We start from the raw sequence: 20,327 nt of genomic DNA, 5'->3' as shown, positions 1-20,327 counted from the left end.
TAATAATTAATTCTTATTAATTAACGCTTGGCTTGATGGGCGAACGATTAATCGACCCTCGAAACGTGTCTCTTGTGCTGGATTTTCAAAATGTTTAAGCCGAGTTAAGATATTCTGAAATGCGCTATAGCCAATTTGTTGTGTCGGTTGTTGCAAAGTCGTGATGCCACATCCTGCAATTGAAGACCAGTTCATTTCATCAAAACTCGCCAAGCCAATATCTTGGCCCCAGACCAGCTTTATCGCATGAAGTACCTTAGTTACCAGTAACATTAATGTCCCATTAGCGGTTATGATGGCGGCGGGTTGATGCCTATTGCGGTCAATAAAAGTAGCAATGGTATGATGTAACAGTTCACTATTATCCAATGACACTTCAGCATGCTCAGCGGTGATCTCGTCGTGGGGTGTCACTACGCTAAGAAAACCTTCTAATCTCTCTTTACGGGTATTTACTTGTGCTAGAGGTTCACTGATAAACAGCAAGGAACGATAGTGATTATCGATAAGATGTTGCGTAATATCGACAGAACCCTGAAAATTATCAAGACCTACAACGTCGTAATCGTAATTACTAACTTTTCTATCAATAAGCGTAAGGGGGATTTGAGTGTGCTGAATACAATCGAATGCGCTCTCTTGCATATTTGCAGCATTAACAATGATGCCTTCAACCTGATAGCTGCTTAACAATTGTAAGTAGTGTTGTTCAAGATGGGGTTTATTGTTAGTGTTACACATTAACAACGTAAAGCCATTATCACGGCAAGCGGTTTCTACCCCCCCCATGACCTCAATGGAATAGGGATTAGTAATATCAGCAATTAATAAGCCAATTAATTTAGTTCGACCATGTTTTAGGCTGCGTGCCATCTGACTTGGACTGTAGTTAAGGTCGCTAATTGCTTGTTTAATTCGATGTTTCAAATCATCTGAAAGCAATTGATGCTCACCATTGAGGTAGCGCGATACGCTGGTTTTACCGGTATTAGCCGCTTTAGCAACATCGCTGATTGTTGCTCTTGTTGACTTGGTGCTCATCAAATCTCCCAATTCATTATAATTATTTATTAAATATACCAAGCCTGAAGCAATATTGCGCTTTAAATTGCGTGTTAGCTGCGACTATTATTTGTCTCTGAATATTTAAAACAGTTCACTTGATGGTCAATAATAAGTCCGCACGCTTGCATGTAGGCATGGCATATAATTGGTCCAATAAATTTAAATCCTCTTTTTTTCAAGGTATTAGATAATAATTGTGAATGTGGACTACTGACCGGAGCCTCTCGATAGTCAGTGTAAGATTGATGAATTGGCTGGTGGGCGACGGTTTGCCAGATCATTTCAACAAAATCTTCGCCATTCGCTTCCATTGCCAACAATGCCTGTGCATTACTAATGATTGACGCAATTTTTAATTGATTACGAATTAATGTGGGCGATTGCAATAAGACCTTCATTTGGTCGGGGCTAATTTGTGCCACTTTTTCTGGCTCAAAATGGTAAAATGCCTCTCGGTAAGCCTCACGTTTTTTCAGTACGGTAATCCAAGCCAGTCCCGCTTGTTGTCCTTCTAAGCAGAGCATCTCAAAGAGACGCTGGCGATCAAAACAGGGAACTCCCCACTCGTGATCGTGGTAAGCAAGATAATCAGGATCATTAGTTACCCAACCACAGCGATGTTTAGTCATTGATGACTCCTGTTGATTAAATAGCCATTAGGAAAAGCAAAGCTTTGCGCGATCAGTGGTGGCAAAGTTGATACACTATAGCGGTTATGTAGAGGTTGTGTCCTGAACGAAGCAAGGATACACAAACACTGAGGTACGGGTCATTATATGTCGGTAAAGATTTTATCTTCTTCAATCATAGGATTAGAACAGTTTTTTCAAGCTCCAGCTACGGCAGTTAAACAGGCAGAACGCGAGACAGTAGCAGTGTTTGATAATAACCAACCGAGTTTCTATGCTTTATCGCCAGCGCGTCTCAGTGAATTACTTGTGGCTGAAGCGCAATTGCAACAGCACGCTACTATTTCGTTAGAAGCCGAATTTTTTGACGAACCGGCGTCGACCATAAAAGTCCCCGCCGGTAAGTTTGCGCTCTATTCGGGTTGGCAGCCCGATAGCGACTTCTTACGACAAGCTGCCTTATGGGGAATAGCCCTACACGAACCCGTGACTCAAGAAGAGTTAGCAGCGTTTATTGCTTATTGGCAGGCTGAAGGACGTATCTTCCATCAGGTGCAATGGCAACAAAAATTAGCACGGCATTTACAAGTCAGCCGTGGAGCTCCCCATTCGGCAGCTAAACGCGATAGTACACAAGTCGCAGAACCGGATTACCACATTCCAAATGGTTTTAGAGGTGAATAATGAAAACACCTGAGCATTTATTCGTTAGACTCAAAAAATTTATGCCTGAAGGCGTCACCCCTAAATTTACCGAGGGTAAAGATCTTCTTGCTTGGAATCAAGAACAGGGACGACTACGTTCCGAAGCTATTGTCCGAGAAAATCGCGCAATGAAAATGCAACGCATTATGGGACGATCAGGGATACGTGAACTACATCTGAACTGTTCATTTGATAATTATCGTGTAGAGAATGAGGGACAACGTAAAGCATTGATTGCCGCTCGTGAATATGCAGACCAGTTTGGTAAGAGTATCGCAAGTTTTGTCTTTTCTGGTCGCCCGGGAACGGGTAAAAATCATCTTGCTGCAGCAATCGGTAATAGCCTTATTCTCCAAGGTAAAAGTGTCCTAATCATGACTGTTGCAGACGTGATGTCGACCATGAAAGGAACTTTTAGTGGCACAAGTTCTATGACCGAAGAGCGCCTTTTACATGATTTAAGTACGGTGGATCTACTAGTCATTGATGAAATTGGAATGCAAACTGAATCCCGCTATGAAAAGGTCATTATCAATCAAATTGTAGATCGCCGTTCGTCGTCAAAACGCCCTACCGGCATGCTTTCTAATTTAAATCATGAAGGGATGAATTCATTACTGGGTGAGCGAGTCATGGATCGTATGCGTCTTGGTAATAGTTTGTGGGTGAGATTCGATTGGGAAAGTTATCGTGACCGTATTATGGGTAATGAATATTAAATTGAGTCGTCCTGTCGGAGAGAATATATGCCACACATAGATATAAAAAGTTTCCCTCGAGAATTTAGTGAGCAGGAAAAACAAGCGTTAGCTGATGACATTACCGCGGTGATTATCAAACGTTTTGCCTCGAGAACAGAGGCGGTAAGTATCTCGTTACAGCATATATTACCTGAGGATTGGCAATCATCGGTCTATGAACCTGACATTATCGGTCAGCAAGACTATTTGATTAAAAAACCCGGTTACTCGATGTAACGCTTTATTCGTCACACTGGTTTTTAGTTTGACGCTGTGTGTTGCTACTTAATGTAGCCTTTGTCTACGCTTAGCTCATGCGGCGTAATTGTTATGAGATTTATTTGGAAGATACGTATGTCTGACTCGTTAGAGCGTAAACCGTTACCCTTACCTGGGGGACATAATAAAGTTCTACTTCACTCTTGTTGTGCGCCTTGTTCAGGTGAAGTGATGGAGGCAATGTTAGCCTCGGGTATCGAATACACCATCTTTTTCTACAACCCGAATATTCATCCCTTGAAAGAGTACGAGTTACGTAAAGAAGAGAACATTCGTTTTGCAGAAAAGTACGGTATCCCATTCATTGACGCTGACTATGATCGAGATAATTGGTTCGAGCGCGCCAAAGGAATGGAATGGGAACCGGAACGGGGTGAGCGTTGCACCATGTGTTTTGATATGCGTTTTGAGCGCACTGCGCTCTACGCACACGAGAATGGTTTTCCAGTGATCACCTCATGTTTGGGGATATCACGTTGGAAAAATATGGAACAGATTAACGACTGCGGAGTAAGAGCCGCATCACGCTACCCTGATATGATGTATTGGGAATTTAACTGGCGTAAAGGCGGTGGTTCAAAACGCATGATTGACATCAGTAAGCGTGAACGTTTCTATCAACAGGAATATTGTGGATGTATCTATTCATTGCGTGATACGAATCGCCATCGCGTTGCGACTGGCCGTGAGCGGATTCAAATAGGCGTGCAGTATTATGAAGCAGACAATAAAGAGTAACAGAGGCGCTGAAGGCACCTCTGAATGGTCATCAATAAGCTGCTGATATTGGCGGGTTAGGGGGTAAGAATTTTCTTTTCTGCAAGCTCTAAAGCAAAGTAAGAAAGGATAGTGTCTGCCCCAGCTCGCTTAATCGCACCTAAGCTTTCTAGCACGACATTGGTCTCGTCAATGGCACCGGCTTGGGCGGCGAATTTAATCATCGCGTATTCTCCACTCACTTGGTAGGCCGCCAACGGGAGATTGCTACGCTCGCGAATATCACGAATGATATCTAAGTAAGCACCCGCAGGTTTTACCATCAAAACATCGGCACCTTCAGCTTCATCGAGCAGGGATTCGCGAATGGCTTCACGACGATTCATCGGGTCCATTTGATAAGTTTTACGGTCACCTTTTAATGCCGTGCCCGCTGCTTCGCGAAATGGACCATAGAATGAAGATGCAAATTTCGTTGAATAAGCCATGATCGGCGTATTCTGGAAGCCCGCCTTATCAAGAGCATGACGAATAGCTTTCACTTGCCCGTCCATTGCGGCAGAAGGCGCAATAAAGTCTGCGCCCGCACGTGCGGCGGCCACAGCCTGTTTGCCTAAGTTAATCAGCGTATTGTCATTATGTACTTCACCGTTATTACAGAGGATACCGCAATGCCCATGTGAGGTGTATTCGCAAAAGCAGGTGTCTGACATAACGATCATTTCAGGTACGGCATCTTTACAGATACGGGACATTCTTGAGACCAGACCGTTCTCTGCCCATGAATCACTTCCAGTCTCATCGAGATGATGGGAAATACCGAAGGTCATCACTGAGCGAATACCTGCTTTGGCAAAGCGCTCGATCTCAAACGCAAGTCGTTTTTCCGGGATACGAACTATCCCCGGCATCGCCTTAATAGGTTGATAATCATCCGCACCCTCTTCAACAAATATCGGTAAAATGAGATCATTGAGACTCAGTGAATTCTCCTTAAACAGCTCTCGCATTGATGCGGTTTTACGGAGTCTTCTGGGGCGGTTAGGAAGAATAAATTCAGACATGGACACTCTCGTACTGATTGTCAGAAGTAAAAATTCTACGCCTTTTAGGCGGTAAAGATATTACTTTGTGTGCCAATATGCCCCCGAAGGGGCACTTCGATTACTCTTTAATATCAGGATGCTGATCGACTAAACGAGTCCGTTTCTGTTGGAGTCGTTGTATCTCTTCGCTGATATCTTCAATTTTTTGCCCGATATTATCGTGATGTTCTTGTAAAATTTCACGCGCTTCGTCTAAATCCGAGGCTGCAGGAGTTGCACCGATCAGGGGTTTATTCGCTGTCTCTTTCATACAGATACCCGTGATTAATCCAATGACTGCTACCACCATTAAATAATAAGCGGGCATAAAAAGATTATTCGATGCCTCGACTAACCAAGCGATGACAGTGGGTGTCAAACCGGCAACTAAAATGGAGATATTAAACGCACTGGCCAACGCACTATAACGAATATTGGTGGGGAACATCGCCGGTAATGAAGAAGCCATTACTCCAGTAAAACAGTTTAGCACCACAGCGAGAATAAGTAGGCCAGCAAAAATGAGTCCCAGTACATTACTGGTAATTAACATAAATGCTGGAATAGCGGTACAAAATAGCGCAATACTCCCGACAATGACAAAAGGACGACGTCCAAATCTATCACTAAGCATGCCCATAACCGGTTGGATAAATAACATGCCAATCATAATAGCGATAATGATTAAGACACCATGATCTTCCGAGTAGTGAAGGTTATGTGACAGATAGCTCGGCATATAGGTGAGTAGCATATAATAGGTGACGTTAGTGGCGATCACTAAACCAATACACGACAATAAGCTCTTCCAGTGTTTAGTCGCAATGTCCTTAAACGACACTTTGGGACCATTTTGTAATCCTTCACGATCACCTTGCTCTAATTTATCAACATGCTGCTGGAACGCAGGTGTTTCTTCTAGGGCATGACGTAAATACAGTCCAATAATTCCTAAAGGTAAGGCTAAGAAGAAGGGTAAACGCCATCCCCATTCCATAAAGCGTTCTTCGCCGATAATAGTTGAAATAAGAACGACGACGCCTGCACCTAGCACAAAGCCTACTATGGATCCAAAATCTAACCAGCTTCCCATAAAGCCACGTTTACGGTCTGGTGAATATTCAGCGACAAAGATTGAGGCTCCCGTGTATTCACCACCGACGGAAAATCCCTGTGCCATTTTGGCAATTAACAGGAGAATTGGTGCCCAAATACCGATTGCAGCGTAGGAGGGAATAAGACCAATACAGAATGTACTTACTGACATGATGACGATTGTAATAGATAAGATTTTCTGGCGACCATATTTATCGCCGAGCATGCCGAAAAACAGTCCACCTAAAGGCCGGATTAAAAAGGGAACAGAGAAGGTTGCTAGCGCCGCAATCATTTGAATGCCTGGCGAGGCCGATGGGAAAAAGATTTTACCTAACGCATAGGCGACAAAGCCGTAAACTCCAAAGTCGAACCACTCCATGGCATTTCCTAATGAAGCAGCTGTGATGGCTTTACGTAAACGAGTGTCGTCTATGATAGTAACATCATCGAGTCCAATGGGTTTTATACGCTTCCTACGTAATTTCATAATATTACCTATAATTTGACGGAATTTTACTCATCAGTTGTTTTAGATTTAGTACAGATCTGCAGTAAAATTATATGAGATGTTGTTAATTTTATGCCTATCTATTTTTAATGATTACTAGTGTAATTATATTAATACGTAGCTAAGTATACTGCATTAATGTGATGGAAGTCATATTGTGGTCGATATTTGAGCATAGCGGTCGGTGCAAGAGTGAGAGAGGGGGGGTTACAGAATACGATAATAGTGACCGCTATCGATGATAACGGCCATCATAATTATTAATGAATAACAATAGTTTTAACAATCTCTGAAGCTGTGGCTTGCGACTGGGATTGGTTATCGGCAGGTAAAGAAATTTGTATAGTAATAAGTTGGTTACTGAGCTTTGTCAGAACGACAGTCGACCAATTGCTATGGTTGTTAGTCGATACCACACTGTCTAGCTGTTGAGCTGAGGTAGAACCTAACGTTATTGCTTTATCGGTAACCACCTGAAGTTGTGGATCACGGTCTCGTTGTTGCTGTTGTAATTTTTGAGAGAGCTGCGGTAACGTTAGTGTTGTGCCATCACCAATAATTACTATTACTGCTTCTTGGCCTGTGCTGTCAGCATAAACATGCATATTATTAGACTCTGTGCCGAGTTTTCCGGTTTGATCGCTCATGCCTGTTGGTAAGCTAAAAGTCAGTTTGCCATCAAGTAACGAAATATTCTGACGTTCATTTTGAGAAGCACTGTGGTTATCGTGTTGAGATGACTGAACATCTTTCTTTTGGTCACAGGCAGATAAACCGAGCACGACTAAGCAGATGCTTAGATAGTGTGTAATAGGTCGCATAGTAATCCTTTCCTTACAATTTATAGCTTTATCAAAGCGGAAATAGTCCGTTATTGCAAACAGTATTATCTTTCACTTTACCTCTGTAAAGCCTATAAATGTTCTGAATTAAGAGAATGAAAGCGTGACTGTTCAAGTAACCGTTTGATCAGGGTATTGACCAATAAACCATAAATAGGAATAAAAAAGACAAAACAGATCAAAACTTTATAACTATAGTCGACAAGAGCGATTTCTTGCCAATGAGCGGCCATAAAGGGATCGCTACTGTTAAAGAAGGCAATCGAGAAGAAAGCAAAAGTATCGCTCAGGTTACCAAAAAACATCGCCATCACCGGAGCTAGCCACCATTGCTTTGTTATCCTTAACCGATTAAAGACATAAATATCGAGCAACTGGCCTAGTACATAAGCGACAAAACTCGCTATGGCAATCCGAATGACGACACTATTGGCGGTTACTAACGCCCCCCAGCCCTGCCAAGCCGCTTGATAGAATAAACTGGAAATAATAAATGAGAGCAGTAGAGCTGGAAGCATCGCAAAGAAAATAATTTTGCGCGCTAATTGTGCGCCGAAGATACGTACCGTTAAATCGGTAGCAAGAAAGATAAAAGGAAAACTAAACGCTCCCCAGGTAGTAGTTAACCCAAATATACTGATAGGGAGTTGTACTAAGTAGTTACTAGACGTAATGATAATAAGGTGAAAAATTGCCAACGGTAACAGCAATTTTTTACGCTGTGCTTCAGTGAAATAACACATAATAAGCCTTTTTAGTATGATGGGGTGAGGGAACCCAATTGTTTAAAAATAAAACGATTAAAGATTTTACGGCCTGCATCTTACCGGGATATGCTGATTATGCAAGAGCTCTTGCCGCGAATTGCGTTGCTCAAATTGTTTGTCAGCTGAATGCAGAGTACACTCCGAGTTTTACCTACCGTGAGAAATGATATGATCCCTGAGCCGAATGAGTACGATCAGTTATTAGACACTTGTGGTCTACGTTGCCCTGAACCAGTGATGATGGTGAGAAAAATGGTACGTAGTATGAATCAGGGTGAAATAGTTAAAATTATCGCTGATGATCCAGCGACTAAACGTGATATACCCGGTTTTTGCGAGTTTATGGAACATACATTATTGGCGGAATATACCGAGGCAATGCCTTACCATTTTTTTATCAAAAAAGGCGTTTAATACGGCTCAGATACTCTCGGTAAAGCTTATAACACGGTGCTTATCATCCCTCATGTTGGTTAAACTTTACTTACTCTACTCTTGGCCTATTAATAAAATACCTAGTGATGATATATAACATTGTCATCCTTACTGGGTATTTAATAGGCTTGTAATTCTCCACTCATATACGCTATTTGCTATAACTAATATTTGTTTTCAAGCACGTGTTAAATTGAGATTATTTTTTTATATTTGTTATTTTCTCTTTAACTGGAAAAATAAAAACGATAAGAGTTATTTTTTTAATAAATAAGATTTTATAGTGTTGCGTTATTTTTTATTCAGTATAAAGTTTTCGAGTGATATCAATAGGGTGGTATCGATTATTACCGTATGGTAACACCTCGAAAATCATTATTATTTTAAATAATTCATAAAAAATTAATAGTAGCTAAGGAGTCAGTATATGAGAGAGATTTCATTATTAGATATGAATAAAGTATCAGGCGCTGGTGGCTTGATCGATGGCGATATCAAAGGCGCTTTGTGGGGATCGGTGCTTGGCGCGATAGATGGATTCGGAACTGGAGCCGCGGTAGGTGGTAAATATGGCGGTGCAGGTGGTTGGATTGTCGGTGGTATCGCACAATTGGTCGGACTGACCGCATCCGCGGTTGGGGCAGGTATTGGTGGCTTTTTATATGGTGGTATAGTCGGTTACGATAAAGCGAAGCCTTATATCGAATCGTATAGAGAAATGTAAATAAATGAATAAAACTAAAAGAGAGGGTAGCTTCTCTTTTAGTTTTTTTGATTGCTATTTTTTAGGAAAATTTTTCCTTTGCCAAGCCAGTAATTCAAAAACGCCAAAAATAAATATTCTAAATTCTTCTTTCTTAGTCATTTTGGGTACTGAGGGGGTTTGTGTCGCTTTCAATAACACTAGCTGTAATCCATGCATCACGACCATAAATAATAGAGCTACATCAATAAAATACTTTAAGGGTTTTGTGGCTGGGTGAATTAAGTTAAGCAGTAAAACCACCCAAATAAATGCCATCAATATTCGGCCGAAATTAATTAACATTATTAAAATCCTTAATCACTGACGATGATAGAGACGATAACATACTTGGCCCGCAACTTTTTCTCTGTACAGTATCCAGTTATGTGGAACACTTGGCATACCTTGCTCAACTTCGTTTTCGGTATAAATAACGGCATCTTCAGCTAACCACTGGTATGTTTCTAATAATTTAATAGTCTGGTCTAGCAGCCCTTGTCGAAAAGGGGGATCAATAAACACGATATTATAAGGTACATCAGGTCGAGATTGAGCCAGGAATTGTAGGGTATCTGCACGGTGTAACGACAGTTTTGAGGTATTGAGCATTTGAATATTTTGTTGAAGTTGGCGAGCAACTTGTGCATCTTTTTCGATTAAAGTTACTGTCTCCGCATAACGCGAGAGGGCTTCAATACCTAATGCACCGCTTCCTGCATAGCAATCCAAACAATTTGCCTGCGGTAACCACGGGGCTAACCAGTTAAATAAGGTTTCTCTTACTCGGTCTGTCGTCGGTCTTAATCCTTCGCTATCAAGCACCGACAATTTACGCCCGCGCCACTGACCACCAATGATTCGTATTTGACCTATTTTTCCTGCCGATTTGCTCATAGTTTATACTTAAAATGATTTATTACTTAATTTTACTGCCTACCGTCTTATAAACGCTGAAACGGAACTGTGATGCAGTACGGGTTAAATGGTAGAATAGATGATTATCTCATTAGTGTCGCAGTATGGCAGTAGTTAATTACTGACGAATACAAATAAATTTCAGTGGCTGTTGTTCCAGTGGATTATTCTGGATGGCCTTGCAAGGAGAAGTGTCTAACAATGGCAAAAGAAAAAAAACGTGGCTTTTTTTCCTGGTTAGGTTTCGGTAAAGACGAAGAAAAACAGCCTGCCGAGGACGAGGCTCAGGCACTAGAGTCGGAAAAAAGCACTGAAACTGAACTAGAAAAGCAGGAACAGGTTCATCAACAATCTAAAGATGATGAAGTTCCACAAACGACTCTTGAACAAGAATATTCCGCTCAGCAGCAACCTACTATTGCGGCAGATTCTCTTGCGGATGAAAGTGAAATTAAGCTTGCTGCCGACAACCCTGTCGCGGCATCTTCTTTGCCTGAAGAGCCAGAGCCAGAGCCAGAGCCAGAGCCAGAGCCAGAGCCAGAAGAGAGATTTTCAGACGACGTTATCGAAATCATTGAAAATGCACAGGCACGCAACCAGCCGCAAACCTTGAACGCATCATTGTCTGAGCCTCAGAATAATCTGGAAGATATCGCTGATATAGCACCTCTTGCACCGGTTAAGGAGCAAGAAAAGCCAACTAAAGAAGGTTTTTTTGCTCGGCTAAAACGGAGTTTAGTCAAAACACGTCAGAACTTAGGGAGTGGTTTTGTTGGTCTGTTTCGCGGTAAAAAAATTGATGATGATCTCTTTGAAGAGCTTGAAGAACAATTACTTATCGCTGATGTGGGCATGGATACTACCCAGAAAATTATTCGTTCGTTAACGACACAAGCTAACCGTAAACAGTTGAAAGATGCTGAAGCGCTATACGGAATTTTAAAAGAAGAAATGGCAGCTATTCTTCATAAAGTTGAAAAGCCATTGTCTGTTGAAGGGAAAAATCCTTTTGTTATTCTAATGGTTGGTGTTAACGGTGTAGGTAAAACGACCACAATCGGCAAGCTGGCTAAACAGTATCAGTCTGAAGGTAAATCAGTGATGCTAGCAGCGGGTGACACTTTCCGTGCGGCGGCAGTAGAACAACTCCAAGTATGGGGCCAGCGTAATAATATTCCAGTTATTGCTCAGCACACAGGTGCCGACTCAGCCTCCGTTATTTTCGATGCTATACAAGCGGCAAAATCTCGTGGGGTGGATATACTGATTGCTGATACTGCTGGACGTTTACAGAATAAATCCCACTTGATGGAAGAACTTAAGAAAATTACTCGTGTTATGGGGCGGTTAGATGAAGACGCTCCGCATGAAGTAATGTTAACCCTTGATGCCAGTACTGGGCAAAATGCGATAAGCCAAGCTAAATTATTTAATGAGGCTGTTGGTCTTACCGGCATTACGTTGACCAAACTTGATGGTACCGCTAAAGGGGGAGTAATCTTTAGTATTGCTGACCAATTTAGTATTCCAATCCGCTACATCGGTGTCGGTGAGGGAATTGATGACTTACGGCCTTTCCAGGCTGAAGATTTTATAGAGGCGCTATTCGCCCGAGAGGAATAATGGAATGATTCGCTTTGAAGAGGTCAGTAAAGCTTATTTAGGAGGGCGTCAGGCCCTTCAGGGCGTGGATTTTCATTTGCGCCAAGGAGAAATGGCGTTTCTAACCGGGCACTCAGGTGCCGGTAAAAGTACCTTACTTAAGCTGATTTGCGGAATTGAGCGACCAAGTGCAGGACAGATCTGGTTTAGTGGTCACAATATTACCCGTTTAAAAAATAGTGAGATTCCATTTCTCCGTCGCCAAATCGGAATGATCTTTCAAGATCACCATCTGCTAATGGATCGAACAGTGTACGATAATATTGCAATTCCCCTGATTATTTCTGGTGCCAGTGAGGAAGACATTCGACGTCGTGTCTCGGCGGCACTTGATAAAGTGGGTTTGCTCGATAAAGCTAGAAATTACCCAATCCAATTGTCTGGTGGGGAGCAACAACGTGTAGGAATAGCACGTGCTGTGGTCAATAAACCGGCGTTATTGCTGGCGGATGAGCCAACCGGTAACTTAGACCATGCGCTCTCAGAGGATATTTTGCGTTTATTTGAAGAATTTAACCGTGTCGGTGTTACGGTTCTGATGGCAACACATGATATCTCTCTCATTTCACGACGCAATTACAAAGTAATGAACCTTAATGAAGGCCGGTTATACAGGGGCGAGGAATGAAAGCGGTTAATAGACTCAATAAACGCCTAAAAAAACCGGGAGTTCCTAAGCAAAAGAAAGTGTCCAAGCAACGGGCGCTACGCGGGGGCTGGCAAGAGCAGTTACATTATGCGTGGCGCGGTATGTTGGCAGATATGCTTCGTCAGCCATTAGCGACGTTATTGACCGTAACGGTTATTGCCATTTCATTAACCTTACCTAGCGTCTGTTATATTGTGTGGAAGAATGTCGACCAAGCCGCTAAACAATGGTACCCCGCACCTCAATTAACGGTTTATCTGTCTAAAACATTGGATGATAGTGCCGCTGAAAATGTTACCCAGCAGCTAAAGCAGCTTGATGGAGTGCAGCATGTTGATTATCTCTCCCGCGAAGAAAGCTTAAGCGAATTCCGTAATTGGTCAGGCTTTGGCGGTGCAATGGATATGCTTGAGCAAAACCCACTACCTGCGGTTGCGGTGGTTACCCCTAAACTTGATTTCCAAAATGCTGACACGATGAACACGTTGCGCGATCGTATTAGTAAAATGAATGGGATTGACGAAGTTCGTATGGATGATAGTTGGTTTGCTCGACTTTCTGCACTAACTGGTTTAGCGGGGCACGTTGCGCTTATGATCGGTATGTTGATGATTGTTGCTGTTTTCTTGGTAATTGGTAACAGTGTTAGACTAAGTATTTTTGCGCGGCGAGATACTATTAATGTGCAAAAACTGATCGGTGCGACGGATGGTTTTATCTTACGGCCTTTCGTTTATGGTGGGGCAATACTGGGTCTTGCGGGCGCGTTCTTATCTTTGATTTTCTCTGAAATTCTTGTATTTCGTCTTGAGTCAGTAGTATCGCACGTAGCATTAGTGTTTAGTACCTCTTTTAATCTCTCTGGTTTTTCTTGGGATGAAGCATTACTACTACTACTTGTCTCTGCAATTATAGGTTGGGTAGCTGCATGGCTTGCCACAGCTCAACATTTACGACGTTTTACACCGGATTAACGCTAAGAAATACTTTTTTGGTATACTATTATTATTATCTGGCCGACGATGTCGGCCCCTCATGGAGAAGCGCCAGAATAAATTATTCACAACAATAATTGAACCTGTGGATAAGTTTATGTTCTAATCTTTGTAGCACTCGTTTCTTGCAACAAAGATGACATTCTAGCGCAAGGTAACAAGTCTGTTTATCGGATGAACAGCATAAATAATTGAGAGGGTTTGAATGACCAACGAAATGCAAGCTTTAGCTATTGCTCCTTTAGGTAATCTCGATGCGTATATCCGAGCTGCCAACGGTTGTCCGATGCTATCGGCCGAAGAGGAAAAGGCATTAGCGGAACGGCTGCATTACCAGTCTGATCTGGATGCGGCGAAGAAGCTGATCCTATCACATCTGCGGTTTGTGGTTCATATCGCTCGTAACTATTCTGGTTACGGTTTGCCTCAAGCTGACCTTATTCAGGAAGGTAATATTGGCTTAATGAAAGCCGTACGCCGCTTTAATCCTGAAGTAGGCGTACGCCTAGTTTCTTTTGCCGTACATTGGATTAAAGCTGAAATTCATGAGTATGTGCTGCGTAACTGGCGGATTGTTAAAGTTGCAACGACTAAGGCACAACGAAAATTATTCTTTAATCTACGTAAAACAAAACAGCGTCTTGGTTGGTTTAACCAAGATGAAGTTGAGATGGTGGCTCGCGAACTAGGGGTCAGCAGTAAAGATGTGCGTGAGATGGAATCTCGCATGGCCGCACAGGATATGACTTTTGATCTAACTTCTGATGATGAGAACTCAGAAGGTAAGTCACTCGCGCCGGTACTCTATCTTCAAGATAAAACCTCTGATTTTGCGGATGGTATTGAAGAGGATAATTGGGATAGTCATGCAGCAGATAAGTTAACTGATGCCATGATGACCCTTGATGAGCGTAGCCAAAACATTATTCGTGCACGCTGGTTAGATGACGATAACAAAATTACCTTACAAGAACTTGCAGACCAATATGGTGTTTCTGCGGAACGTGTTCGTCAACTTGAAAAAAATGCTATGAAAAAATTACGTGCTGCCATCGAAGCGTAGTTAATATCATCCTCATTAAAGGAGATGCTCAGTCATCTCCTTTTCTATTTGTACACACCCCTGACTATCACTAATTTGTCACCAATCTGTTTTATTTCTGTCATTTTATACTGTCATGGTAATGACCAATATTTGTAATTATTTAATATACTTTATTGGGATACCATTATGCGATCAACGACGCTACGCCGTTCTATACTTGCCCTCTGCTTAACCACACTGAGTGTATACGCTAACGCTTCTGTGGATATTCCTTTTTGGCACTCAATGGAAGGAGAGTTGGGGACAGAAGTGGATAGCCTAGCCCAGCGTTTCAACCAGACTCATACTCAATACCATATTACACCTGTATATAAAGGTAATTATTCACAAAGCCTTGCATCAGGAATTGCTGCAATACGTGCGGGCCATCCCCCCGCAATTTTACAAGTTTATGAAGTGGGTACCGCTACAATGATGGCTTCTCATGCGATTATTCCTGTCTGGGAATTATTTCAAGAGACAAACATTCATTTAGATGAGCAGCAATTTGTACCGTCAATAGCCAGTTACTATTCTGATGCGAAGACCGGAAAAATAGTTGCAGAACCCTTCAATAGCTCAACCCCTGTTTTATATTTTAATAAAGATGCTTTTAAACGTGCTGGCCTTGATCCCAATAAAGCCCCCGCTACGTGGCAAGAGTTAGAGGCCGATGCTCAGGCGCTTAAAAAATCAGGACAAACTTGCAGCTATAGCAGTGGTTGGCAAGGGTGGATCCAATTAGAGGAGTTTAGTGCGTGGAATGGTTTACCTGTTGCCACCGCCAATAACGGATTTGACGGTACCGATACTAGATTATTGTTTAACGGTCCGTTGCAAGTACAACATATTGAACAGCTTGCCCGAATGAAGCAAGACGGCACATTCAGTTATTTAGGGCGAACCGATGAGCCAACTAAAGCATTCTCAGCCGGAGATTGTGCCATGATTACCGCCTCATCGGGCTCTTTAGCCGATATTAAGCATTCGGCTAAATTTAACTATGGGGTTGCTCCAATGCCTTATCAACAGGGTGTAAAAGATGCACCGCAGAATGCAATGATCGGTGGTGCGAGTCTATGGGTAATGAAAGGCCAGACGCCAGATGTCTATAAAGGGGTAGCTGAGTTTCTTCGTTTCCTCTCTCAGCCTGATATTGCTGCTGAGTGGCATCAAAAAACGGGATATTTACCGATTACCACTGCGGCCTACCAGTTGACCGAAAAACAAGGTTTCTATAGTCAAAATCCAGGTGCAGATATTGCGATTAAGCAAATGCTTAATAAAGCTCCTCTCCCTTACACCAAAGGATTACGCTTAGGCAACATGCCACAAATACGGACTATTGTTGATGAGGAGCTGGAATCGGTATGGACCGGTAAGAAAACAGCTCAAGCCGCGTTGGACAGTGCTGTAGAACGTGGTGACCAGCAATTACAACGCTTTCGTCAACAAGTAAAATAATAAGAGAGGGGGATAACCCCCTCCCTTTGCCTAAGAGAATCAACCATGGCTATATCTTCCCCTCCTACCTTTAAAACTTCACTACTGCCTTATCTATTCGTGATGCCACAACTGATCATCACATTTATTTTTTTTCTTTGGCCTGCTGCACAAGCACTTTGGTCATCACTACAGACAAGCGATCCATTTGGTTTTTCAAGTCAATTTAGTGGCTTACTCAATTTCAAAATACTTTTTGCCGATAATTATTATCTTGAGTCCTTTAAAACAACCTTTATTTTCAGCGGGTTAGTGACAGGGTTTGGATTAGTTATTGCATTACTACTCGCGGCATTGGTCAACCATGTGTTACGGGGAAAAAGATTTTATCAAACACTTTTTTTACTCCCTTATGCTGTCGCCCCTGCCATTGCTGCAATAATGTGGCTTTTCTTATTTAGTCCTGGTCCTGGCATTGTTAGTCACTGGTTAGCATCACTTGGATATAATTGGAACAGCGCACAAAATAGTCAACAAGCACTGTTTCTTGTGGTATTAGCATCGGTTTGGCAGCAGATTAGTTATAATTTTCTCTTTTTCTATGCGGCATTACAGTCAATTCCTCCCTCCTTAATGGAAGCGGCTGCACTGGATGGGGCTGGGCCTATCCGCCGATTTTTTCATATTGCGTTACCGCTGATCACCCCAGTGTCTTTCTTTTTATTAGTTGTAAATATCATTTATGCTTTTTTTGATACTTTCCCGGTAATTGACGCTATTACTCAGGGTGGACCAGTTCAAGCCACTACGACCTTAATTTACAAAATCTATCGCGAGGGATTTACAGGATTAGATCTCGGATCATCAGCCGCTCAGTCGGTGATCCTGATGGCGATGGTGATTTTGCTGACGGTCGTACAGTTTAGATTTATCGACCGTAAGGTACGCTATCAATGATCACTAACCACCGTAAAACGACGATACTCAGCCATCTCTTACTCTGGGTATCTGGTCTATTGATTCTTTTCCCTCTTTACAGTGTTATTGTTGCTGCCACCCTTAGCGATCAACAAGCCGCACAGATACCGCTTCCTTTATTACCGGGTGGGCACCTTATTGAAAATCTTCATCAGCTTTTAATACATGGGGTCGGAGGGCAAAATGTGCCACTTTCTCATCTACTTTTTAATAGCTTGCTGATGGCACTGGGGATCACCGTTGGAAAAATAGTTATTTCAACCTTGTCTGCATTTGCTTTAGTCTGGTTTAGATTTCCTTTACGTCATCTCTGTTTTTGGCTGATTTTTATCACATTAATGTTACCGGTTGAGGTGAGAATTTTTCCAACCGTGACTGTGGTCACTCAGCTTGGCCTAGATAATAGCTTTGCCGGATTAATATTACCCATGATGGCTTCTGCGACTGCGACATTTCTATTGAGACAGTTTTTTTTATCTCTTCCACATGAGCTGATGGAAGCCGCTCGTATAGATGGTGCAACACCTTGGCGATTCTTTATTGATATCGTATTGCCTCTCTCAAAAACCCCACTAGCCGCGCTTTTTGTCATTATTTTTACCTTCGGCTGGAATCAGTATTTATGGCCACTCGTTATCACGAGTGATAGCCATGTTACGACGGCTGTTGCCGCTATTCGCGGCATGATTAGCAGTGGGGAAGGAATATCGCATTGGAATCAGATAATGACAGCTATGTTATTAACGTTACTTCCCCCACTCATTGTTGTGTTGGTTATGCAACGGGCATTTGTTCAAGGTTTAGTTGAGAGCGAGAAATAACGGATGGCAAGTGTACAGCTTCAAGCATTAACAAAAAGTTATGACGGTGTTCATCAAACTATTCAGCCACTGGATGTGACTATTAATGAAGGTGAGTTTATCGTCATCGTCGGTCCATCAGGGTGTGGAAAATCAACATTACTGCGTATGGTTGCTGGTTTAGAGGCGGTGACCAGTGGTGATATTTGGATCAATGGCCAACGTGTCACACATAAAGAGCCTAAAGAACGTCAAGTAGCGATGGTATTTCAAAATTACGCGTTATATCCGCACATGACGGTTGAACAAAATATGGGGTATGGGCTGAAAATACGCGGCCTGTCTAAAACTGAGATCAAGCAGCGAGTCGCTGTGGTTGCGAAAAGTTTGGAACTCGATCTCTTGCTAACGCGTCGGCCTCGTGAACTCTCAGGGGGACAACGACAACGTGTAGCAATGGGAAGAGCGATTATTCGTGAGCCTGCCGTTTTTTTATTTGATGAACCGCTTTCTAACCTTGATGCGCGCTTACGTGGGCAAATGAGATTAGAACTTCAACGTTTGCATCAACGCTTAAGGATAACCAGCCTTTATGTGACTCATGACCAAGTTGAAGCCATGACGTTGGCTGAACGGGTTTTGGTAATGAACAAGGGAGTTGTGGAACAATTTGGGCCGCCTAGTGAAATCTACAAGCGCCCGATGTCTACTTTTGTCGCTAGCTTTCTCGGCGCTCCTGCAATGAATTTATTACCAGCTGAAATCAGTCGTGATGGCCGATACTGGGTAATTGAAAAACGCTATTTTATTCCGGTGACGGCAATGGCTTCGTATCAGGCAAAGTCTCAACTGATTATTGGTATTCGTCCAGAACATATCCACATTGAGCCCATCGGACAAAATGCAGAGGGTCTCTGTATTGAAGTTGAGGCGGTCGAAATGCTCGGTGCTGATAATATCATTCATGGTAAAATCGGATCACAAACGCTGGTTATCCGTGTGACACAATCGACCTGTCCACGTGTCGGCGACTTACTAGGGGTGGTTTTACCTCCCCAATCATTACATTTCTTCGATGCCACTTCAGGACAGCGTTTAGATGATGAATGAAATTTGGTCCTACCCAAAAATTGTTGCTCACCGTGGGGGAGGAATACTTGCCCCGGAAAATACCTTATCAGCGATTGATTGTGGTCACCAATATGGCCACACAATGATCGAGTTCGATGCAAAGATTTCAGAAGATCAACAAGTTTTCTTATTGCATGACGATACCTTGACTCGGACAACCAATACTGAGGGTGTTGCGGGAGCGTTGACGTGGAATGAGCTCAAGCATATCGATGCTGGAGCATGGTTCTCTGAACAATTTGTGGGAGAAAGATTACCGCTCCTTTCTGAAGTAGCTGAACGTTGTCAACGTTATGGGATGTTCGCTAACATTGAAATCAAACCCACGGCTGGTCTAGAAAGCCTGACTGGAAAACACGTCGCATGTGCAGCGGCTGCATATTGGCAAAATATGCCGGCGCCATTACTTTCTTCATTTTCCCGTGAAGCATTGGCTGCGGCCCAGTACGAACAACCAGGGCTACCACGCGGATATTTAATGGACGAGTGGCAGGATGATTGGCAGCAAGTAACACAACAACTTGGTTGTGTTTCACTTCATCTTAACGAACAGCTATTAACCGATCATCGAATTCAGCAAATTAAAGCCGCTGGATTGCGAATTCTTGCTTATACCGTCAATCATCCGAACAGGGCCCGTCAACTATTACAGCAAGGTGTTGATATGCTGTGTACCGATCGTATTGACCTTATTGGTCCTAACTTTGCCTATTAGGGCTGATCTTGTTGTAGCTTATTCAGCATCTCCCGCTGTTGATATTGGTTATTCTGCTGTAGATGCTGAGCACTACTTTCTTGCTCACTATGTAGTTGTTGTTGGTGAAGTTGCTGCTGTGTTGACATCTCATTGAGTAACCTTTGCTGAGTGGGGGAGGGGGAAAGTGCCGAATAATCAGAAGGGTAGGCTGCAAATAAGGGTGTTGAGCTCATTAGTATAAGCAGGGCGATTATTTTTTTCATAAAAGATACCACCATTTTTATATTACCATATTGCAAATGATAATTATTTAGATTATCATTCATTTCGTTCCGGTAAGGGTAATTCTTATCGGAAC

General features: G+C 42.5%; 24 protein-coding genes. 15 read left to right on the top strand and 9 right to left on the bottom strand.

Annotated elements, in window-relative coordinates:
* Nucleotides 1-6: 6 nt before the first annotated feature.
* Nucleotides 7-1,041, bottom strand: a complete 1,035-nt coding sequence (locus HGT73_RS08225; RefSeq protein WP_214213534.1) for a LacI family DNA-binding transcriptional regulator — start codon at nucleotides 1,039-1,041, stop codon at nucleotides 7-9.
* Nucleotides 1,042-1,115: 74 nt separating this feature from the next.
* Nucleotides 1,116-1,694, bottom strand: coding sequence for a DNA-3-methyladenine glycosylase I (locus tag HGT73_RS08220; RefSeq protein WP_214213532.1), 579 nt, complete (start codon nucleotides 1,692-1,694; stop codon nucleotides 1,116-1,118).
* 147 nt (nucleotides 1,695-1,841) lie between these two features.
* Between HGT73_RS08220 and dnaT the strand changes: the two genes are divergently transcribed.
* The 4 genes from dnaT (at nucleotide 1,842) to HGT73_RS08200 (ending at nucleotide 4,156) form a co-directional block, all read left to right on the top strand.
* Entirely contained in the window at nucleotides 1,842-2,378 is a 537-nt protein-coding gene (gene dnaT / locus HGT73_RS08215; protein WP_214213530.1) for a primosomal protein DnaT, read from the top strand.
* Nucleotides 2,378-3,118, top strand: a complete 741-nt coding sequence (dnaC, locus tag HGT73_RS08210) for a DNA replication protein DnaC (protein WP_214213528.1) — start codon at nucleotides 2,378-2,380, stop codon at nucleotides 3,116-3,118. The genes dnaT and dnaC overlap by 1 nt, the downstream gene beginning before the upstream one ends.
* 27 nt (nucleotides 3,119-3,145) lie before the next feature.
* Nucleotides 3,146-3,376: a tautomerase PptA gene (gene pptA, locus HGT73_RS08205; RefSeq protein ID WP_214213526.1), complete on the top strand. Its 231-nt coding sequence runs from the start codon at nucleotides 3,146-3,148 to the stop codon at nucleotides 3,374-3,376.
* 117 nt (nucleotides 3,377-3,493) lie between these two features.
* A complete protein-coding gene (locus tag HGT73_RS08200; protein WP_214213524.1) occupies nucleotides 3,494-4,156 on the top strand; it encodes an epoxyqueuosine reductase QueH in 663 nt (220 codons plus the stop codon).
* Between the two features lie 56 nt (nucleotides 4,157-4,212).
* On the opposite strand, the gene hemB is transcribed toward HGT73_RS08200, so the two are convergent.
* The 4 genes from hemB to HGT73_RS08180 form a co-directional block, all read right to left on the bottom strand.
* Entirely contained in the window at nucleotides 4,213-5,199 is a 987-nt protein-coding gene (gene hemB, locus HGT73_RS08195) for a porphobilinogen synthase (RefSeq protein ID WP_214213522.1), read from the bottom strand.
* Nucleotides 5,200-5,299: 100 nt separating this feature from the next.
* The gene (proP, locus tag HGT73_RS08190) at nucleotides 5,300-6,805 is read right to left on the bottom strand and encodes a glycine betaine/L-proline transporter ProP (RefSeq protein WP_214213520.1); all 1,506 of its coding nucleotides are present in this window, start codon (nucleotides 6,803-6,805) and stop codon (nucleotides 5,300-5,302) included.
* A gap of 281 nt (nucleotides 6,806-7,086) precedes the next feature.
* A complete protein-coding gene (locus tag HGT73_RS08185) occupies nucleotides 7,087-7,647 on the bottom strand; it encodes a DcrB family lipoprotein (RefSeq protein WP_214213518.1) in 561 nt (186 codons plus the stop codon).
* Nucleotides 7,648-7,739: 92 nt separating this feature from the next.
* Nucleotides 7,740-8,411: a 7-cyano-7-deazaguanine/7-aminomethyl-7-deazaguanine transporter gene (locus HGT73_RS08180; protein ID WP_214213516.1), complete on the bottom strand. Its 672-nt coding sequence runs from the start codon at nucleotides 8,409-8,411 to the stop codon at nucleotides 7,740-7,742.
* 192 nt (nucleotides 8,412-8,603) lie between these two features.
* On the opposite strand from HGT73_RS08180, the gene tusA reads away from it, so the two are divergent.
* Together tusA and HGT73_RS08170 are read left to right on the top strand one after the other, a co-directional pair.
* Nucleotides 8,604-8,849, top strand: coding sequence for a sulfurtransferase TusA (gene tusA, locus HGT73_RS08175; RefSeq protein ID WP_214213698.1), 246 nt, complete (start codon nucleotides 8,604-8,606; stop codon nucleotides 8,847-8,849).
* Between the two features lie 448 nt (nucleotides 8,850-9,297).
* Complete coding sequence (locus tag HGT73_RS08170; RefSeq protein WP_214213514.1) at nucleotides 9,298-9,594, top strand: DUF5862 family protein; 297 nt, start codon at nucleotides 9,298-9,300, stop codon at nucleotides 9,592-9,594.
* A gap of 54 nt (nucleotides 9,595-9,648) precedes the next feature.
* Here the strand turns inward: HGT73_RS08170 and HGT73_RS08165 are convergent, their stop codons facing one another.
* Together HGT73_RS08165 and rsmD are read right to left on the bottom strand one after the other, a co-directional pair.
* Nucleotides 9,649-9,918 carry a DUF1145 family protein gene (locus HGT73_RS08165; protein ID WP_214213512.1) on the bottom strand — a complete coding sequence of 90 codons (270 nt, stop codon included), beginning with the start codon at nucleotides 9,916-9,918 and terminating at the stop codon, nucleotides 9,649-9,651.
* A gap of 15 nt (nucleotides 9,919-9,933) precedes the next feature.
* A complete protein-coding gene (gene rsmD / locus HGT73_RS08160; RefSeq protein WP_214213510.1) occupies nucleotides 9,934-10,509 on the bottom strand; it encodes a 16S rRNA (guanine(966)-N(2))-methyltransferase in 576 nt (191 codons plus the stop codon).
* 222 nt (nucleotides 10,510-10,731) lie between these two features.
* Between rsmD and ftsY the strand changes: the two genes are divergently transcribed.
* The 9 genes from ftsY (at nucleotide 10,732) to ugpQ (ending at nucleotide 19,987) form a co-directional block, all read left to right on the top strand.
* Nucleotides 10,732-12,153: a signal recognition particle-docking protein FtsY gene (ftsY, locus tag HGT73_RS08155; RefSeq protein ID WP_214213507.1), complete on the top strand. Its 1,422-nt coding sequence runs from the start codon at nucleotides 10,732-10,734 to the stop codon at nucleotides 12,151-12,153.
* Between the two features lie 4 nt (nucleotides 12,154-12,157).
* A complete protein-coding gene (gene ftsE / locus HGT73_RS08150; RefSeq protein ID WP_214213505.1) occupies nucleotides 12,158-12,820 on the top strand; it encodes a cell division ATP-binding protein FtsE in 663 nt (220 codons plus the stop codon).
* The gene (ftsX, locus tag HGT73_RS08145; protein WP_214213503.1) at nucleotides 12,817-13,815 is read left to right on the top strand and encodes a permease-like cell division protein FtsX; all 999 of its coding nucleotides are present in this window, start codon (nucleotides 12,817-12,819) and stop codon (nucleotides 13,813-13,815) included. Before ftsE ends, ftsX begins: the two co-directional genes overlap by 4 nt.
* Before the next feature lie 226 nt (nucleotides 13,816-14,041).
* Complete coding sequence (gene rpoH, locus HGT73_RS08140) at nucleotides 14,042-14,899, top strand: RNA polymerase sigma factor RpoH (protein ID WP_214213501.1); 858 nt, start codon at nucleotides 14,042-14,044, stop codon at nucleotides 14,897-14,899.
* A 168-nt stretch (nucleotides 14,900-15,067) separates the two neighbouring features.
* Entirely contained in the window at nucleotides 15,068-16,384 is a 1,317-nt protein-coding gene (gene ugpB, locus HGT73_RS08135; protein WP_214213499.1) for a sn-glycerol-3-phosphate ABC transporter substrate-binding protein UgpB, read from the top strand.
* Between the two features lie 45 nt (nucleotides 16,385-16,429).
* The gene (ugpA, locus tag HGT73_RS08130; protein ID WP_214213496.1) at nucleotides 16,430-17,320 is read left to right on the top strand and encodes a sn-glycerol-3-phosphate ABC transporter permease UgpA; all 891 of its coding nucleotides are present in this window, start codon (nucleotides 16,430-16,432) and stop codon (nucleotides 17,318-17,320) included.
* Entirely contained in the window at nucleotides 17,317-18,162 is an 846-nt protein-coding gene (ugpE, locus tag HGT73_RS08125) for a sn-glycerol-3-phosphate ABC transporter permease UgpE (RefSeq protein ID WP_214213494.1), read from the top strand. The genes ugpA and ugpE overlap by 4 nt, the downstream gene beginning before the upstream one ends.
* A gap of 3 nt (nucleotides 18,163-18,165) precedes the next feature.
* Nucleotides 18,166-19,251, top strand: a complete 1,086-nt coding sequence (locus HGT73_RS08120) for a sn-glycerol-3-phosphate import ATP-binding protein UgpC (protein WP_214213492.1) — start codon at nucleotides 18,166-18,168, stop codon at nucleotides 19,249-19,251.
* Nucleotides 19,244-19,987 (top strand): glycerophosphodiester phosphodiesterase, encoded by a 744-nt coding sequence (ugpQ, locus tag HGT73_RS08115; RefSeq protein ID WP_214213696.1) that lies wholly within the window; start codon nucleotides 19,244-19,246, stop codon nucleotides 19,985-19,987. The genes HGT73_RS08120 and ugpQ overlap by 8 nt, the downstream gene beginning before the upstream one ends.
* Here ugpQ and HGT73_RS08110 read toward each other — a convergent pair.
* The gene (locus HGT73_RS08110; protein ID WP_214213491.1) at nucleotides 19,984-20,232 is read right to left on the bottom strand and encodes a hypothetical protein; all 249 of its coding nucleotides are present in this window, start codon (nucleotides 20,230-20,232) and stop codon (nucleotides 19,984-19,986) included. The genes ugpQ and HGT73_RS08110 overlap by 4 nt on opposite strands.
* Between the last annotated feature and the right edge of the window lie 95 nt (nucleotides 20,233-20,327).

The sequence above is a fragment of the Rosenbergiella australiborealis genome, assembly GCF_018494035.1.
Taxonomy (GTDB): Bacteria; Pseudomonadota; Gammaproteobacteria; order Enterobacterales; family Enterobacteriaceae; genus Rosenbergiella; species Rosenbergiella australiborealis.
This window is presented reverse-complemented; position numbering and strand designations above follow the sequence as displayed.